This window comes from Pseudomonas sp. D4-21 (genome assembly GCF_051132125.1).
Lineage (GTDB): Bacteria > Pseudomonadota > Gammaproteobacteria > Pseudomonadales > Pseudomonadaceae > Aquipseudomonas.
Window position 1 is genome coordinate 2,616,055 of sequence record NZ_CP071664.1, and the last position, 17,473, is coordinate 2,633,527.

General features: G+C 62.2%; 15 protein-coding genes. 13 read left to right on the forward strand and 2 right to left on the reverse strand.

Features of this window, described 5'->3' with window-relative positions; all coding sequences use genetic code 11:
* Positions 1-184: 184 nt before the first annotated feature.
* The 10 genes from J3Q04_RS11760 to J3Q04_RS11805 all read left to right on the forward strand — a co-directional run bounded on the left by J3Q04_RS11760 (position 185) and on the right by J3Q04_RS11805 (position 10,426).
* On the forward strand, positions 185-784 hold the full coding sequence (locus J3Q04_RS11760) for a transposase (RefSeq protein WP_420763758.1): 600 nt from the start codon (positions 185-187) through the stop codon (positions 782-784).
* A gap of 146 nt (positions 785-930) precedes the next feature.
* Complete coding sequence (locus J3Q04_RS11765; RefSeq protein WP_434605990.1) at positions 931-2,520, forward strand: ShlB/FhaC/HecB family hemolysin secretion/activation protein; 1,590 nt, start codon at positions 931-933, stop codon at positions 2,518-2,520.
* A gap of 31 nt (positions 2,521-2,551) precedes the next feature.
* Complete coding sequence (locus J3Q04_RS11770) at positions 2,552-4,384, forward strand: DUF2341 domain-containing protein (RefSeq protein WP_434559117.1); 1,833 nt, start codon at positions 2,552-2,554, stop codon at positions 4,382-4,384.
* A 10-nt stretch (positions 4,385-4,394) separates the two neighbouring features.
* Entirely contained in the window at positions 4,395-4,820 is a 426-nt protein-coding gene (locus J3Q04_RS11775; RefSeq protein ID WP_434559115.1) for an ExbD/TolR family protein, read from the forward strand.
* Positions 4,821-4,823: 3 nt separating this feature from the next.
* Positions 4,824-5,546: an energy transducer TonB family protein gene (locus tag J3Q04_RS11780; RefSeq protein ID WP_434605987.1), complete on the forward strand. Its 723-nt coding sequence runs from the start codon at positions 4,824-4,826 to the stop codon at positions 5,544-5,546.
* A 35-nt stretch (positions 5,547-5,581) separates the two neighbouring features.
* Positions 5,582-7,273: a putative porin gene (locus J3Q04_RS11785; protein ID WP_434605985.1), complete on the forward strand. Its 1,692-nt coding sequence runs from the start codon at positions 5,582-5,584 to the stop codon at positions 7,271-7,273.
* Between the two features lie 16 nt (positions 7,274-7,289).
* Positions 7,290-7,937, forward strand: coding sequence for a DNA repair protein (locus tag J3Q04_RS11790; RefSeq protein ID WP_434559109.1), 648 nt, complete (start codon positions 7,290-7,292; stop codon positions 7,935-7,937).
* Positions 7,938-7,971: 34 nt separating this feature from the next.
* Positions 7,972-8,454, forward strand: a complete 483-nt coding sequence (locus J3Q04_RS11795; protein ID WP_434605983.1) for a YbjN domain-containing protein — start codon at positions 7,972-7,974, stop codon at positions 8,452-8,454.
* A 5-nt stretch (positions 8,455-8,459) separates the two neighbouring features.
* Positions 8,460-9,425 (forward strand): peptidylprolyl isomerase, encoded by a 966-nt coding sequence (locus J3Q04_RS11800; protein WP_434605981.1) that lies wholly within the window; start codon positions 8,460-8,462, stop codon positions 9,423-9,425.
* 41 nt (positions 9,426-9,466) lie between these two features.
* Positions 9,467-10,426 (forward strand): LysR substrate-binding domain-containing protein, encoded by a 960-nt coding sequence (locus tag J3Q04_RS11805; RefSeq protein WP_434605979.1) that lies wholly within the window; start codon positions 9,467-9,469, stop codon positions 10,424-10,426.
* Positions 10,427-10,447: 21 nt separating this feature from the next.
* Here J3Q04_RS11805 and mqo read toward each other — a convergent pair whose 3' ends face one another.
* Entirely contained in the window at positions 10,448-12,097 is a 1,650-nt protein-coding gene (gene mqo, locus J3Q04_RS11810) for a malate dehydrogenase (quinone) (protein WP_420763769.1), read from the reverse strand.
* Positions 12,098-12,317: 220 nt separating this feature from the next.
* Here mqo and J3Q04_RS11815 point away from each other — a divergent pair, with 220 nt between their 5' ends.
* A complete protein-coding gene (locus tag J3Q04_RS11815; RefSeq protein WP_434605976.1) occupies positions 12,318-13,103 on the forward strand; it encodes a DeoR/GlpR family DNA-binding transcription regulator in 786 nt (261 codons plus the stop codon).
* 91 nt (positions 13,104-13,194) lie between these two features.
* The gene (locus J3Q04_RS11820; RefSeq protein ID WP_434605974.1) at positions 13,195-14,121 is read left to right on the forward strand and encodes a Gfo/Idh/MocA family protein; all 927 of its coding nucleotides are present in this window, start codon (positions 13,195-13,197) and stop codon (positions 14,119-14,121) included.
* A 71-nt stretch (positions 14,122-14,192) separates the two neighbouring features.
* Here J3Q04_RS11820 and yghU read toward each other — a convergent pair whose 3' ends face one another.
* Positions 14,193-15,032 carry a glutathione-dependent disulfide-bond oxidoreductase gene (gene yghU / locus J3Q04_RS11825; RefSeq protein ID WP_434605972.1) on the reverse strand — a complete coding sequence of 280 codons (840 nt, stop codon included), beginning with the start codon at positions 15,030-15,032 and terminating at the stop codon, positions 14,193-14,195.
* A 331-nt stretch (positions 15,033-15,363) separates the two neighbouring features.
* Here yghU and J3Q04_RS11830 point away from each other — a divergent pair, with 331 nt between their 5' ends.
* Positions 15,364-17,418, forward strand: a complete 2,055-nt coding sequence (locus J3Q04_RS11830; RefSeq protein ID WP_434605970.1) for a 2Fe-2S iron-sulfur cluster-binding protein — start codon at positions 15,364-15,366, stop codon at positions 17,416-17,418.
* The last annotated feature ends 55 nt before the right edge of the window (positions 17,419-17,473 follow it).

Sequence of the window (17,473 nt, forward strand, 5' to 3'; positions counted from 1 at the left end):
TAACCGTTCATGAAGATTCGATGACAAAAGTTCGGTAGTGGCAGGTGGCCGGGGTCAAGGTTGTGTGAAACGGCAACGGCGCAGGAACGCCGTGGACGAAAAGGCCTTATGCAGGGAAGCCGGACAACTTTTTTCTGGCGCTATTTCGCGCTGGATGCCAGGTGTGACAGGGGCATTGGGGTCTATGGAAAGTTACTCGAAAGTGGGCATGCAGGAGCTGGACCAGCGCCTGTCGAAAATTGTTGAAGCCGCGCGCAAAAAACCGGTCTCGGTGTACCGCTACGGCGCGCCTTGGGTGTGGATTGTGTCCCAGGACGATTGGCAGAGTGCCTTGAAGGAACTGTCCAGCTACGTGCCGCCAGGTCATTCCCTGGTGATGTTGCGCCCGCAAATCGAGGAGCTGCTGGAGGCCGCGTCCGAGCCCTTGCAGCAATGGGCCCGGGAACACCACATCCAGGTGCCGGTACCGGCCTTGATGCTCGCGTTGCTTTTGCAACTGCTGTACTCGCTGCCCAGTGAAAAACAGTTGTACGAGCAGCTCAATTACAACCTGTTGTTCCGCTGGTTTGTGGGCCTTGAGCTGAACCAGCGGGTCTGGGCGTTCTCGGTCTTTGTGCGCGATATCGGCGAGCTGCTGGACAGCCCGCACGCGGCGAAATTGCTCGAGCGCATCGTCAGTGAAGTGTTCTGCGGCGACCTGATGCACATGCCGGAGTTTTCGCTGAACTTCGCCTTGTTGCACACCTGGCTTTCCAGGCACGCAGGCCATTCCAAACGCAAATAAACCGTCAGGCAACAACACGATGCAAAGCGGCGCGTCATGCGGCGCGCGGCTTTGTAGCAGGCGCTGCGCGCGTGGCGCAATTGAATCGAGGGGGATGTGTGGATCATTGGGACTTCAACATCGGCCGGTGCAGGCCATACCTGCCCATGGCGCTCGCGCTGATGCTCGTCGCCGAGGCGCCAACGCTGTGGGCCGAGGAAGCCGATACAGCGGCCGAGGCCGGAACGCCTGCGCGCCTGGTGGACGTGAATGAGTACGTGGTGCGCGGCAACACCGTGCTCGATGCCCGGGAAATCGAAGAGGCGGTGTATGCGTTCCTGGGGCCGCAACGCAAGCTCACCGATATCGAAGGCGCACGCGATGCCCTGCAACAGCGCTACCAGGCCAAGGGTTACCAGTCGGTGTTCGTCGAACTGCCGGAGCAGCAGGTCGAAGGCGGCGTGGTGTACCTGCAGGTCAGCGAAACCAGGATCGGCCGGGTACGCGTGGTCGGCACCGAGCACTACTCTCCCGTCAATGTGCGCGAAGAAGTACCGGCGCTGACAGAAGGCAAGGTGGCCGATTTCGCGGCGGTGCAAACCCAGCTGGCGGTTGCCAACCGTAACCCCGGACGCCAAGTGGTGCCGGTCGTGCGCGAAGGGCAGCGCCCGGGAACGATGGATGTCGACCTGCAAGTCGAGGATAAAAATCCCTGGCAGGCGAGCGTCGGCTTGAACAACGACTACAGCGCCGACACCGAAAAGCTGCGTTCGGTGGTCACGCTCGGCCACAACAACCTCTGGCAACGCGGCCATACGGCTTCGCTGACCTATTTCACCGCCCCCGAGGACCGGGACAACGCGCAGGTCTGGTCGGGTTCCTATAACGCTCCCTTGAGTGAGCGCTGGAACCTGCAGTTCGCTGGCTATCAATCCGACAGCAACGTCGCAACCATCGGCGGCAGCAATGTGCTGGGCAAGGGCCATTCCTACGGCGTGTCGTTGATCTACAACGTGCCTGCGCAAGGCGTCTGGGCGAACTCGCTGTCGGTGGGCGTGGATTTCAAGGATTTCGATGAAGCCCTGCAGTTCGGCGGTTCGAGCGATGAAGTGCCGATCAAGTACGCGCCCATCACCCTTGCCTACAACGGCTTTCGCTACACCGAAACCTCACAGTTCGGCCTGGGCCTGAGCATCGTTGCCGGCACCCGCAGCTTCTTCGGTTATGGCAGCGACGCCGATGAATTTCGGGCCAAGCGCTACGAGGCCAATCCCAGCTTCGCCGTGTTCAAGGGCGACAGCACCTTCACCCGGAATTTTTCCGGGGACTGGCAAGCGGCAAGCAAGCTGAGCTTCCAATTGGCCTCCGGGCCGCTGGTCTCCAACGAACAGTTTTCCGCCGGTGGCGCCACCAGTGTGCGCGGTTATCTCGCTGCGGAACGCACTGGCGATGATGGCGTGCTGTTTTCCCAGGAACTGCGCACACCGTCGTTGAGCAAGCACCTGGGCAAAGGCATCGGCAGCTACGTCGACAACTGGCGTTTATACATCTTTGCCGAAGGCGCGCAGTTGGCCCTGCAAGACGCGCTGCCCGACCAGGAGGCCGACTACAGCCTGGCGAGTATCGGCTTCGGCACCCGCGCCACGTTGCGCGAATGGCTGTCGGGCAGCCTCGACTGGGGCCTGCCGCTCAAGGACGGCCCGAACACCCGCAAACACGATTCACGCGTGCACTTCAATGTGCAGGCGACCTTTTGACCGGTAGGCACAGACCTTGGAGCACTCCGTTATGCATCGCTTGATTTTCATTCTTCTCGCTTGCCTGGGCCTCGTGCTGCCGGCAACGGCCAGCGCTTGGTGGCAGGACGATTGGCACTACCGCAAACAGATCAGCATCGACACCACGCCCCAGGGCGCGGCGATCAGCCAGGCGGTGGGGCGCACCTCGCTGCTGGTGCGTTTGCACACCGGCAATTTCACCTTTGACGGTGTCAACGAAAACGGCTCGGACATTCGCTTTGTCGCCGCCGACGACCACACCGTGCTCAACCACCAGATTGAGAGCTTCGATCCGCTGATGGGCATGGCCTTGATCTGGGTGGACGTGCCCATGGTGGAGGGGGGCAAGCGCTCGGACATCTGGATGTACTACGGTAACCCGAAAGCACCGGCCACCAGCAATCCCCAGTTGGCGTTCGATGCCGATTACAGCCTGGTCTATCACTTCGATGGTGCCGTTGGCGCACCACCGCGTGATGCCAGCGCCTTTGCCAACCACGCGCAGAACGCCCCGGCAAACATCATTGACGGTGTCATCGGGCGCTCGGCACAGCTCAACGGTCAGCCGCTGTTGCTGCCGGCCAGTCCATCCCTGGGCGTGAGCGCGGGTGGTGCGTTGACCTTCAGCACCTGGTTGCGAATGGAGCAGGGCGCAGGCGAGCAACTGCTGCTGGCCCGTCGTGATGCCGGCAATGCGCTGCTGGTGGGCGTGAACCAAGGCGTGCCCTTTGTGGAAGTGAACGGCCAGCGCGCCGTGGCCAACCAGGCCGTGGCACTGGGGCAATGGCAACACTTGGCGTTGACGGCTGACGCCAGCGGGTTGCGTTTGTATGTGAATGGAAAGCCGGCGGCGAGCCTGGCGCAACCGTTGCCGGCCTTGCAGGGTGCGATTGCCATCGGCGCCGACTCACCGGCCGCCGTCGATGCCGGCGTGGTGGCTCCGGCCGCTACGTATCAAGCCTTCACCGGCGCCCTCGATGAACTGCGCTTGTCCCGCGTCGCCCGTTCGCCTGAGCAGATCCTGGCCGATGCCACCGCCCAGGGCGCCGAGTCGCGCCTGGTGGCCTATGGGGTGGACGAAGAACAGTCTGGATTTGGTTTCGGCAGCCTGGGTTTCCTGCTCAATGCGGTGCCGCTGGACGCCTGGGTGATCATCGCCGTCCTGGTGCTGATGATGCTGCAGTCGTGGGTGATCATGGTGCGCAAGAGCCGCAATGTCAGCCGAGTCAGCCATGCCAACGAAGTCTTCCGCAGTCATTTCGCCAAGGTCGGGACACGGCTGGAACTGCTTGCAGATGACCGCGACCTGGCGCAGCGCCTGGGCGATTCGTCGCTGTGGCGCCTCTATGGGGTGGCGGTCGCCGAGATCCGCACGCGCCGCGACCAGGGCGCCGACACCTCGTCGATCTCCGCCGCCACCATCGAAGCCATCCGCTGTTCCATGGACGGTGTACGGACCCGAGAAAACCAACAGCTCAGTTCCAAGTTGTCGACGTTGTCCAACGCCATCGCCGGCGGCCCTTACATCGGCCTGCTGGGGACGGTGCTGGGGATCATGGTGGTGTTCCTCGGCACCGCCATGGCCGGTGATGTGAACATCAACGCCATCGCCCCCGGCATGGCGGCTGCGTTGCTGGCCACCGCCATGGGGTTGTTCGTCGCGATTCCGGCGCTATTTGGCTACAACCGCCTGACCACGCGAAACAAGGAAGTCAGCGCCGACATGCGGGTATTCGTCGACGAGTTCATCACCCGCCTGGCCGAAGTCCACGGCGAAAGCCAGTCCAGTGAAGCGGCGCATCGACGGGGCAACCACGTCGCCAGCCCGTCGTTGACGGTGTAAGGGAGCGACCATGGCCAACCTCAATAGCGCCTCGGACGACGACGAAGATGCCGCCGTCGATACCATCAACATCACGCCACTGGTGGATGTGCTCATGGTGGTGCTGGTGATGTTTATTCTCACCGCCACCGCCCAGGTCTCCGGGATCCAGATCAACCTGCCGAAGGCCAGCTCGACCATTTCGCTTTCGCAGCCCAAGACCAAGGCGATTTCCATCAATGATGGCGGCCAGGTGTTCCTCGATGCTTACCCGGTCACCCTTAACGAACTGGAAGATCGCTTGCGCATCGAGAAAGCCCAGAGCCCGGATTTTCCGATCATCGTGCGCGGTGACTCGGCCGTGCAGTACCAGAAAGTCGTTGAAGTGCTGGACCTGTTGCGCCGCCTGGAGTTGTCCCAGGTGGGCCTGGTCACCGGCAAACCGAGCCAGGGCTGAGTCATGACGTCTTTTCCTGAACAGCCGCAAAACGAACGCCTGGAACGACAGCGGGACGGCACCGGCAGGGTGCGCCGCGTATTGCAGTGGACCGTCGGTTTGCTGGTGGGCGCGGGCCTGGCCTGGCTGCTGTGGTCATGGGCCAACGACATGAGCGGCATCCGTCGCGAGGCGCCGAAGATTCCCGCGATCATTCCGTTGCCGCCACCGCCGCCTCCGCCCCCGGAAAAACCGCCGGAGCCGGAAAAGCCGGTGGAAGAAAAAATCGTCGAGCCCGAACCCACGCCCGAACCGGAGGAAGTCAAGCCGGAGGAAGAAGCACCGCCTTCACCCGCTGAGGACCTGGCCGACCCGATGCAAATGGACAGCGACGCCCAGGCTGGCTCCGACGCTTTCAATATCGGCGCGGGCAAGGGCGGCGGGATGGCTGGCGCCGGTGGCGGACGCCTCGGCAACGGCACCTACAGCCAGTTCCTTGCCTACAGCTTCCAGCGCTTGCTGCGCGAGTCGCCCGAGCTGCGCAACCTGGCGTTCCGCCTGGAGGCCGACGTCTGGCTGGACGAGGCCGGTCGCGTGACGCGCGTGGAGCTGGGACGCAGCAGTGGCGATGCCGAACTCGACGCCAAGGTTCTGGCGACCTTGCGCGCTTCACCCCATCTGGAACGTCCACCCGCCTCGTTGCAGGTGCCGGTGCGTATCCGCCTACAAGGACGCCGACCGGGCTGAGCCGGGTCGACAAGAGACCATTAGGAGTTGTGTTCATGATCTGCAAAATCAATCGATTGGCGCTGGGCGTCGGCCTGGTGATCGCCAGCCTGGCGGGCAGCGCGTTGGCGCAGACACCCTCGCAGAACGCGACGGTCAATCTGATTCGCCTGTTGGTGCAACAAGGCGTGCTCAAGCAGGACCAGGCGCAAGCGCTGATCAATCAGGCCGAAGCCGAGGCCGTGCAAGCCCGGCAGGCCGCCGCGACTGCCGCGCCGGTGCCAGCGCCCGGCGCGCCGGGGGAGGTGCGGGTGCAATACGTGCCGGCCATCGTTCGGGAACAGATTCGCGACCAGGTGAAAGCCGAAGTGATCGCCCAGGCCAAACAGGAAAACTGGGCCCAGCCCAACACCTTCCCCGACTGGGTCTCACGCATCACCTTTGAAGGCGACGTGCGCTTGCGCAACGAGTCGCGCTTCTACTCGGGCAGCAACAGCAACGAGATCGTCGACTTCGCCGAGCTCAACAACAGCGGGCCTTATGACGTCAACCCCAACAGCGGCTCGCAACTTCCGCCGTTGCTCAATACCCGCGAAGACCGCGAGAACATGCTGCGCCTGCGGGCTCGCATGGGGATGCGCGCCGCGCTTTCCCCGCAATGGACAGCGGCTATCCGCCTGGGCACGGGATCGGACAGCAGTCCTGTCTCCACCACCCAGACCCTCGGCGGCGGCTTTGACAAAAAGGACCTGTGGCTCGATCAGGGCTACCTCAACTATCGCCCCACCAAGGAACTGAGCTTCACCGGCGGGCGCATGCCCAACCCGTTCATGTCCACCGATCTGCTGTATTCCAACGACCTCAATTTCGACGGCTTGGCCGGCTCGTTCAATCACCCGTTGAGCCGCGACCTGGCAATGTTCGGCACCCTCGGTGCGTTCCCGGTGGAGTACAGCTCCGACAGCGCGTCGAGCGATGGTTTCAACAAGGAAGACAGCGAGAACAAGTGGCTCTACGGCGCCCAGCTTGGCGCAACCTGGGCGTTTGCGCCGGACAACAGCATCAAAGGGGCACTGGCTTACTACCAGTTTGACGACATCGAAGGGCGGCGCTCCAACCCTTGCGCTATCTACGACGGCGCGCCGGCCTGTGACAGTGACGAAACGCGTCCGGCGTTCATGCAAAAGGGCAACACCCTGATGGAACTGCGCAACCTGGTGCCTGACCCTTCCGCGCCGACCACCTCGCCGCAACCACAATTCGTGGGCCTGGCCTCGGAGTTCAACGTGCTTGACTTGAATCTGGTGTGGGACACCTTGCTGTTCGACGATCTCAAGCTGCGCAGCCAGGGCAACTACCTGGTCAACCTTGGTTACGACGAAGGCAAGATGCGCAAGCGCTCGGCCGGTGCGCTGGTCAACAACGTGGACGAAAACGGTGACATCGAAAGCGGCGATACCGCCTGGATGCTGCAGTTCACCCTGGGCAGTTCCCTGGACCTGAAGAAGCGCGGCGATTGGAACCTGTTCGCCGGCTACAAATACATCGAGCCGGACGCCTTGCCGGACGGCTTCAACGACTCCTCGTTCCACCTCGGCGGCACCAACGCCAAGGGTTATTTCCTCGGCGGCAACTACGGCATCGAAGACAACGTCTTCGCGACCGCGCGCTGGTTGAGCAGCGAAGAAGTCTACGGCGCGCCGTTCGATATCGACGTTCTGCAACTTGAGCTCAACACGCGCTTCTAGCGCCGGGAGAGACAGCATGAAAAAGTCATTTCATCCCGCGATCCACGCCGTGGTGCTGCTGTTGGGGCTCGGTGCAGCCCTGGGCGCATCGGCGCAAACCTTGGAAGAACGCCTGCGTGCCCAGTTGCGCAGTACCACTCAACAGCTGCAAACCTTGCAGAGCGAACAGGCGCAAGGCGCCGCCGCGCGCCAGGCAGCACAAACCGAGCTGAGCGCGGCACAAGCGCAAATCAAGCAACTGACCGCCGAACTCGCCAAGGCCCGCAGCCAGAGCGAACAACTGGGCGCGCAACAGGACGCCGTACGCAGCAGCGCCCAGGCGCAGATCGCGGCCAGTACCGAGCAGGTCGGCAAGTTCAAACAAGCTTATGAAGAGCTGCTGGGCCGCGCACGGGGTATAGAGGCGGCGCGCGCCACGCTGCAAGCCAGCCTGACCAGTCGGGACAGTGAAGTGCAGCAGTGCGTGGCGAAAAACCAAGAGATGTACGGCATCGCCAAGGAGATCCTCACTGCCTACGAAAACATCGAGGTCAGCGACGTATTGAAGATCCGCCAACCCTTCGCCAGTGGGGCACGGGTGAAGTTCGAAGAATTGGCGCAGCGCTACGGCGATGCGCTGTACCAGACCCAGTTCGATGCCGCCAAGACCACTGCCGGCAACTAACCATTGATCAAATGACCATAAGGAACATCCTGTCATGACCGCACAGACACTGATCCATAGCATCACTCCCGAGCAACTGGGCGAATTACTGCAAGCCTCCGGTTATCGTGTCAATCGTACCGAGCAAGGCGCCGTGGTTCAGTTGTTGAGCGCCAGCCAGGGCATTGGTTTTGCCGTGCGTTTCGGCAACCCGGCCGCCACCGAGGGCAGCTTTGTCGATTTCACGTTCAGTTGCGCGTTGCGCATCGAGGGCCAATTGCCTGACGGTCTGGTCCAGGTATGGAATGCCAGTCGCCGCTTTGCCCGCCTGAGTCGCCAGGGCGATTTCCTGGTGATGGAAATGGATGCCATCGTTGCCGCCGGTGTCAGTGAAGACCACGTGCGTGGCGTGCTGGAACTCTGGGACCGCCTGTTGCAGGAGTTCGTGGTGTACCTGCGCGACTACAGCCAGCACACACGCGAGCAGCACAAAGACGGTGCGGATGTAACGCAGGAAGCTGCGGTCGAAGAGGTCTGATTACGATGAACAGGTTTAGTAGACTGGCTGGCATCAGTGCGGCTGTCCTGATGCTCGGCGGCATTGTGCTGACGGTGATCTCCAACCCTGACGGCGTATCCCAAGCCTCGGTGCCTGCGGCACAACCGAAACCCGCCAGAGCCCCGGCCGAGGCTGCACCGGCCGTGGCCAGTCTGGGCGAACTGCAACTGAGCAGCGCCGAGCTCAACGCTGTGTTGAGCGCGCTCACACCGCAGGTGCGCGAGCAGCTGCGCGGCAATCGTGGTGCGCTGGAGGGGTGGGTCCGAGCGCGCCTGGCAGAGAAAGCCCTGTTGCAGCAGGCCGACGCCCAAGGTTGGCAGGAGCGTCCGGACATCCAACAGATGACCCGCGCGGCTACCGAACAGATTTTGCTGCGCACTTACTTGCAATCCGTCAGCCAGGTCCCCGCCGACTATCCGGATGACCAAGCCCTGCAACAGGCTTACGAGAGCGCCAAGGACAAGCTGCAAAGCCCGGCGCTGTACCGAGTCAGCCAGATTTTCATCGCGGTTGAGCCGGGAGCCAACGAAGAACCGCTGCGCAAGAAAGCCACCGAGCTGGCTCGTCGTGCCCAGGCCCCCAACGCGGATTTCGCCGACCTCGCCCGGCAGTTTTCCGAGGACCAGGCGACGGCCCAACGGGGCGGTGACAGCGGCTTGCAACCGTTGCAGCAATATGTGCCGGAGATGCGCCAAGTCTTGAGCCGACAACGGGTCGGCAGCGTCTCCGACGCGTTGCGTAGCCAGGCGGGTTTTCACATCCTCAAACTGACCGACATGCAGCCGGCACGCGCCGCCAGCCTGGATGAAGTTCGTGAACAACTGCGCGAGGCGCTGCGCAATCAGCGCCAGGAACAAGTGGCCAGGGCCTATATGGAAGGGCTGGTGAGCAAGGCAACGCTGAGCATCGATGGCGCGCAACTGAATCAGGCATTGGAGTCTGTACGTTAAGCGGTCCGGCAATTCGAGGGTCACCTTAGGGAGGAGGGCGTATGGCGTTGGAGGAGGTTGATCTCATTCACGAGTGTGCGCGGCAGGCCACCTCGGTAGGTACCGATGTCTTGAACGGCTTCAAGGATCTCCAGGCATTGGAGTTCTTCCTGGTGGCGGCCCGTTGCAGCTGTTTTATGCAGGCGGCGCGGAGCCTCAACGTCAAAGCTTCGTTGTTGCGCAAAAAACTTTCGCGGCTATCGAGCCATTACGGGCGTCCTTTGTTCGAGCACCGAGGCAATGCGCTGGTGCTCAGCCAGGACGGTCGTCATCTGCGCAGCCAGTTGCTGGCCCACCGTGCGTTGCTGGCATTGCCCGGCACGTCCGACGAGGACCCGGCGCTGGTTCGTGTGGCCGTGGCGGAGCCCTTGTTGCATGACATCCTTAATCGCGACCTGCTCGGCTTCCTGCGCCAGCACGCCAACGTACGCCTGAACCTGCTGCGCCTCGACAGCGAACCGGTCGAGGCGGATGTCATCGTCTGGCTCGCCGACTCGCAAGTCGTGGCTCCGAGGCTGTCGTTTCCGGTGGCCGAGCTCAGTTGTCTCGCCGAACTGGAATACATTCCGCACATCGCCAAGCGTTATTCACGGGAAGCGAGCCGCCCGCGCAGCCTGGTCGAACTGCAGGACTACATGTTGGTGAGCCTGCACAGCCACGCGGACATTGCTTCCCTGCAGCCTTGGAATAGAGCAGTCGAGGCGCGTCGTTCTGGCGTCACCCACGTGAATTCCTATGAATTGATGCGCCAGATGATCCAGTGGAGCGCTTGCGTGGGCCTGCTGCCGCATTACGTAGGCGCGCTCGAAAAAAACCTGCAGCCGCTACCCGAGTTGTTCGGCCGGGACATGACGATGCAGGTCTGGATGGCCGTGCACGGCGACGAAGCACACCGGGAAGAAGTCGCCCGGCTGGCGGCGCTGGTCCGCGCGGCGTTTGAGGAACACCGGGAATGGTTCTAGCCCGTGCCGGCCAGCCCTCCTTCACAACGCCAGGTCCGGGTCGGAGTCGCTGTGCTTCTGGCCCACCGGATCGCTGTTGGTCGGAGCCTTCGGCTCACTGTTGCCACGAATATCCGGTGGCGGTGTCAGTTGTAACACGTCGCTGGTGTATTTCCATTCCTCGTAGACACGGTCAGGATCGTCGTTGAGGCGTGTCCCATAGCTGGGCACGATCTGGTGCAGCTTTTGCTGCCAGGCCGGGGAGGCGACCTTGTCCTTGAAGACCCGTTGCATCACTTCAAGCATGATCGGGGCCGCCGTCGATGCGCCAGGGGACGCGCCAAGCAGGCCGGCGATGCTGCCGTCCTGGGAGGCCACCACTTCGGTGCCCAACTTCAGCACGCCGCCTTTTTCCTCATCGCGCTTGATGACCTGCACCCGTTGGCCGGCTTGCCAGAGGCGCCAGTCTTCCTGCTTGGCCTGGGGGAAATACTCCTGCAAGGCCTTGAAACGATCATCATCCGACAGCATGAGCTGGCCGGCCAGGTATTCAACCAAGGGGTATTGCTCGATGCCGACCTTGGTCATGGGCCAGACATTGTGCGTGGTCATGCTGGTGAACAGGTCGAAGTAGGAACCTTCCTTGAGAAACTTGGTGGAGAAGGTCGCAAATGGCCCGAACAGGACGACGCGCTTGCCGTCCAGTACCCGCGTATCCAAATGAGGCACCGACATCGGCGGCGCGCCGGTGGACGCAATCCCGTAGGCCTTTGCCATGTGTCGTTCGGCAACGCTGGGGTTCTCGGCGACCAGGAACGAGCCGCCGACCGGGAAGCCCGCGTATTCGTCAGCCTCTGGAATGCCTGACTTCTGCAACAGATGCAGGGCGCCGCCGCCTGCGCCGATAAACAGGAACTTGGCGTCGGTGGCGCTCGTTTCGCCGTCCTTGAGGTTCTTGTATTCAACGTGCCAGGTACCGTCGTCATTGCGGGTGATGTCGCGCACTTCGCTGGACAGCTTCAGGCTGAAGTTGGGTTTGCTTTGCAGATAGCTGACGTACTGGCGGGTGATTTCACCAAAGTTCACATCGGTGCCGATCGGCGCCCAAGTGGCCGCGAGCTTTTGATTCGGATCGCGGCCTTCCATCATCAAGGGCACCCACTTCTTGATCTGCTCCGGGTCTTCCGAATATTGCATTGGGCGGAACAAGGGGCTCGCCTGCAGCGCTTCGTAGCGTTTGCGCAGGAACTTGATGTTGTCGTCACCCCATACAAAGCTCATGTGCGGGGTGGAGTTGATAAACGAACGGGGGTTTTTCAAGACGCCGCTCTTGACCTGCCACGCCAGGAACTGCCGGGTGATCTGGAAGGCCTCGTTGATCTCGATGGCCTTGGTAATGTTGACGTTGCCTTGGTCGTCCATCGGCGTGTAGTTCAGCTCGGCCAGCGCCGAATGGCCGGTGCCGGCGTTATTCCAGCCGTTGGAGCTTTCTTCGGCCACGGCATCCAGGCGTTCGACCATTTCCATCGACCAGCCCGGTTCTAGCTCGTTGAGCCATATGCCCAAGGTTGAACTCATGATGCCGCCGCCCACCAGCAGCACATCGACTTTTTTCGTTTCCGCGGCCTGGGCACCGTTGACGCTCAATGAGAGAGCGACGGTCAGCAGGGTCGCAATGATTGCAGTGTTCATAGTTCCATCCTCGGCGACCGAGGAAGTCGCTCGTTAACGAAATGACGCAACCGACCTTGTGTTGACTGGCGTCACGGGGCGCTGTTCAGCGACCCGGCGGGAGAGGGTGACGAAAGGTGATTCAGCCTGGGCTGCGGCGGGGGTTTGACGACCCGAACAAGACCCGGCATATTGTGCTCGTTTATGTTTATTCATGCTCGTTTATGCAGGTTGTGATGTCATGAGCGCCACTTACGAAGTATTTCCCGGCGAGCGCCAACGCTTGATCAGTGAGCGACTCGCCGTTTATGGCCGGGTCATCGCGGCGGACCTGGCCAGCGAATTCAATGTATCCGAACACTCGATCCGCAGGGACCTCGGGGCATTGGCGGCGGCAGGCTTGTGCAAGCGCGTCTATGGCGGCGCGATTCGCCTGCCGGCGGCCGAAGCGCCCATAGACGTTCGGATCCATCAGGATCCGGCGCGCAAGGACGACCTTGCCCGGACGGCGGCGTCGTTGCTCAGCGCCGGTCAGCACGTCTTTCTCGATGCCGGGTCGACCAACCTGGCGATTGCCCGTGCCATCGATCCAGCGCTGCGCTTGACCATCAGCACCAACTCGCCCTTGATCGCGGTGGAGTTGATGAAGCTGCCCAACGCCGAGGTCATCCTGCTCGGTGGCCGTCTGAACCCTGTCGCCGGCGGTGCGATCGGGCTGGCGGCCGTCCAGCAATTGCGCCAGTTCAATTTCGACCTGTGTTTTGTCGGTGCCTGCGCCATCGACCCGGACAATGGCGTGACGGCGTTTGGCCTGGATGACGCCGAATTCAAGCGTGCGGTGGTCGCGGCGAGCGGTCAGGTGGTGGTGGCGGTTACCAACCAGAAGCTGTCCAGCGTTGCTCATTACCAAGTGGCGACGTGTGAAGAAGTCACCGCGCTGGTGGTGGAACACGATGCACCCCATGAGCGGCTCGACCCCTTCCTGGAGCGCATCGCCAAGGTCATCAAAGCCCCCGCCAAGACATAAGATGCTGCAACGGGCCACGAGCCCATTGTCCGACAAGCGTTTTACGTCTAGTTTGCTGCCCCATCATAAGTACAAAAGTCAGGAGTCATCGATGCAACCGATCCGTCTCGGTCTGGTGGGCTACGGTAAAATTGCCCAGGACCAACACGTGCCCGCTATCCGCGCCAACCCTGCGTTCGAGTTGGTGGCGGTCGCGACCCAAGGGCAGCCTTGCGCTGGAGTGGAGAACTTCCAGTCCCTGGGGGAGCTGCTGGACAAAGGTCCGCGCGTCGATGCGGTCGCGTTTTGCACGCCGCCCCAGGGCCGGTTCGAGCTGGTGCGGCAGGCGCTGGAGGCGGGTAAACACGTCCTGGTGGAAAAGCCGCCGTGCGCCACATTGGGCGAGGCCATGGCGTTGGTGGACCAGGCGCATGCGGCAGGCGTCAGCGGGCTGTTCGCCTGGCATTCGCGTTATGCGCCCGGCATCGAGGCGGCCCGCGACTGGCTTGCCAGCCGCACGCTGCAAAGCGTCCAGATCGATTGGAAGGAAGACGTGCGCAAATGGCACCCCGGCCAGGCATGGATCTGGCAACCCGGCGGCCTGGGCGTGTTTGATCCGGGCATCAACGCCTTGTCCATCGCCACCCACCTGTTGCCGCTGTCATTGTTCGTCGAGTCGGCCGAACTGCGGGTTCCCGACAACTGCCAGTCGCCCATCGCCGCGAGCATCAAGATGTCGGACGCGCGCGGTCTCGATATCCGCGCGGAGTTCGATTTCGACCATGGTCATGATGAGCTCTGGAGCATCGAGATTCGTTGCGCCGAAGGCACTTTGCGCTTGGACAACGGCGGTGCGCTGCTGAGCATCGACGGCGTGCGCCAGGTCGTGTCGCAGGAGGGTGAGTACGCGGCGGTGTACCGGCACTTCCAGCAACTGATCAATGACAAGGCGTGCGACATGGACCTGCAACCGCTGCGCCTGGTGGCGGACAGCTTTTTCGTCGGCAGCCGTACCTTGGTCGAGCCGTTCTACGACTGAAATACCCCATGCCGGGGGTATAGCAGAGCTTCCATGGCGAGCGAGCTTGCTCCCTCGCCATGGTGCCTTGCCTAGCCCAAATCCTGCGCCCGATGCCGCTCCGGCACCTGGCTCGCCTCATCGCCCCAGGTCCGGTTGACACGCTGTCCGCGCATGACTGCGGGCCGCTGGGCGATTTCCTCCGCCCAGCGCTGCACATGGGTGTACTCATGGGCGCTAAGAAATTCGGCCGCCGAGTACACGTTGTTCCGCACCAGTTGGCCATACCAAGGCCAGACCGCGATGTCGGCGATGGTGTACGCCTCGCCGGCCAGGTAGCGGTTTTCAGCCAGGCGACGGTCCAGGACATCCAGTTGGCGCTTGGCTTCCATGGTGAAGCGATTGATGGGGTATTCCAGTTTGTCCGGCGCGTAGGCGTAGAAATGGCCGAAACCACCGCCCAGGTAAGGGGCCGAGCCCATCTGCCAGAACAACCAGTTCAGGGTTTCAGTGCGGCCGGCCAGATCGCTGGGCAGCAAAGCGCTGAATTTCTCCGCCAGGTACAGCAGGATCGAACCGGACTCGAACACACGGGTCGGCGGCTCGACGCTGCGGTCCAGCAGGGCCGGGATCTTGGAGTTCGGATTGACTTCGACAAAGCCGCTGGAGAACTGGTCGCCTTCGCCGATGCGAATCAGCCAGGCGTCGTATTCCGCGCCGGTGTGCCCGAGGGCCAACAGCTCTTCGAGCATGATCGTGACTTTCACGCCATTGGGCGTTGCCAGCGAATAGAGCTGCAAAGGATGCTCGCCGATCGGCAAGTCTTTTTCGTGGGTCGGCCCGGCGACAGGCCGGTTGATGCTCGCGAAGTGGCCACCCGAGGGGGCCTCGTGTTTCCAGACTTTGGGTGGAACGTAAGACGCTTGGCTCATGAACGTACCTTATCGTTGAGTGCACTTGTTCCGGGACGAAGCCACGACACGTTTGCGCTATGGCTGGCGTCGAGACGTGGACTCTAATCTATGGGCGCTCTGTCAGGCAGACAAGGGCAACCGACAAGATAAGTCGAGTCGACGGCGCAGCGCTTTGAAGGGTCATTCCATTTAATGAAACAGTGGATTTCAATCCATGCGTATTCCTGCGCCACCGCTTTGGGCAGAAGATGGCTCCACCTCATGCACCGTTCGCCATCGGTGTGATGGACCCTCCCTGACCAATGCGCATTCAACCCCGTTGCAAAACGGGGGGCGCGAGGAGTAGCTGATGAACGAAGCCACCAAAGCACAATCTTCGCCCTGGCATGAAGGGGAGCTGACCTTGCAGCGCTCCGTCGGGGCGGTTGAGATGATGGCTGGCGTCGGTCAGCGACAACTGGCGCGTACCTGGATGCCGGACCAGCACCGGGAGTTCTACGGGCAATTGCCGTTTGTGGTGCTTGGGGCAGTGGATCGTCAGGGCGATGTCTGGGCGACTCTGCGCACCGGGCAGCCCGGCTTCATGAATTCACCTGATCCTGAAACGCTGCATATCCATTTCGATCCGCAGCCTGAAGACCCGGCACAAGAAGGGCTGGGCGAGGGCGACGCCATCGGCATGCTGGGTATCGAATTGCACACCCGTCGGCGTAATCGCATGAACGGCGTGGTGCGCCGCGAGCTTGACCAGGGCCTGGAGATTTCGGTGACCCAGGCCTATGGCAACTGCCCGCGCTACATCAATCTGCGCCAATACCGCTTCGTCGATGAGCAGCCTGCTGCCTCACGTGAGCTGGAAGTAGCCGATCCTTTGGTTCGTCGTCTGGTCACCGCGTCAGACTCGTTCTACATCGCCACTTACGTGGTACGCGACGGTGAACGGCAGGTCGACGCCTCCCATCGCGGCGGCAAGCCCGGTTTCGTACGCATGGACGAGGACGGGACGCTGACCATCCCGGATTTTTCTGGAAACCTGTTCTTCAACACGCTCGGCAACATCCTGCTGAACCCCCGCGCAGGCTTGGTGTTCGTCGATTTCCAGACCGGCGACCTGCTGCAGATGAGTGGTTCAGCGCAGGTGGTGTTGGAAGACCCGCAGATCGCCGCGTTCCAGGGCGCCGAACGGTTATTGCGGTTCACCCCGCAGCGCGTGGTCTACCGTTCGACGGCAATACCGTTGCGCTGGAAGGATCAGGCTGAAGGCGACTCGCCCAATTCACTGATGACCGGCAACTGGGAACAGACTGCCGAACGCTTGCAGGCCGAGGTCCTGCGTACCCATTGGCGTGCGCTGCAAGTCACGCGAGTGGTGGACGAAAGCCACAACATCCGCTCGTTCTATCTGCAAACCACCGACGGTGCCGGCTTGCCCCGGTTCGAGGCCGGGCAGCATCTGCCCGTGCGGGTGTTGTTGGAGGGGCAGGGCGTGCCTTCGATCCGGACGTACAGCGTGTCCAGCGCGCCCTCGGATGATTTCCTGCGCATCAGCGTCAAGCGTGACGGCGCGGTCTCTTCGCATCTGCATGAGCAGATCCAGGCGAGCCACGATATCGAAGCCCGGGCGCCACAAGGTCATTTCACGGTGGACGCCACCGAGCGCCGGCCGTTGGTGCTGCTGGCGGCGGGCGTTGGCATCACGCCGCTGTTGTCGATGCTGCGCGAGGTGGTCTATCAAGGAAAACGCATTAGCCGCATGCGTCCGGTCTGGCTGGTGCAAAGTGCCCGGCACGTGGCCGACCTGGCCTTTGGCGAGGAAATCGATGAGCTGGTGGCGCGTGCCGGTGACAAAGTGAAAGTGCTGCGCCTGGTCAGCCAACCGCCCACCGACGGCAAACCCGGGCAGGGTTATGACGTGGCCGGACGAATCGATGTGGCGCTGCTCAAGCAACTGCTGCCGCTGGACGACTACGATTACTACCTGTGCGGTCCGGGCACGTTTACCCAGGCGCTCTACGACGGCCTGCGCAAGCTGCGTATCCCGGATGATCGCATTCACGCTGAAACCTTTGGTCCGTCTACGCTGGTGCGCGATATCGAGGTCCGCGTACCGGCCGCCGAACAGGTGCCGGCGGCGACTGAGGCGGTGAAAGTGCTGTTCTCCGGTTCGGCCAAGGAAGCCCGCTGGGAACCCGGCAGCGGGACGCTGCTCGAGCTGGCCGAGGCCCGCGGCCTGAATCCGGAATTCAGTTGCCGTGGCGGTTCCTGCGGTACCTGCAAAACCCGCATGACCCAAGGTCAGGTGCACTACCTGACCCAACCCGCCGAACCCGTGGCCGACGGCGAAGTGCTGATCTGTTGCGCGGTACCGGCCCAGGGCAGCGAGCCTTTGGTGCTCGAAGCCTGATGCCCGACGATGCAGGCTGGCTAGATTGTCCGTGGGCAAGTGCTGGCCATCGGAA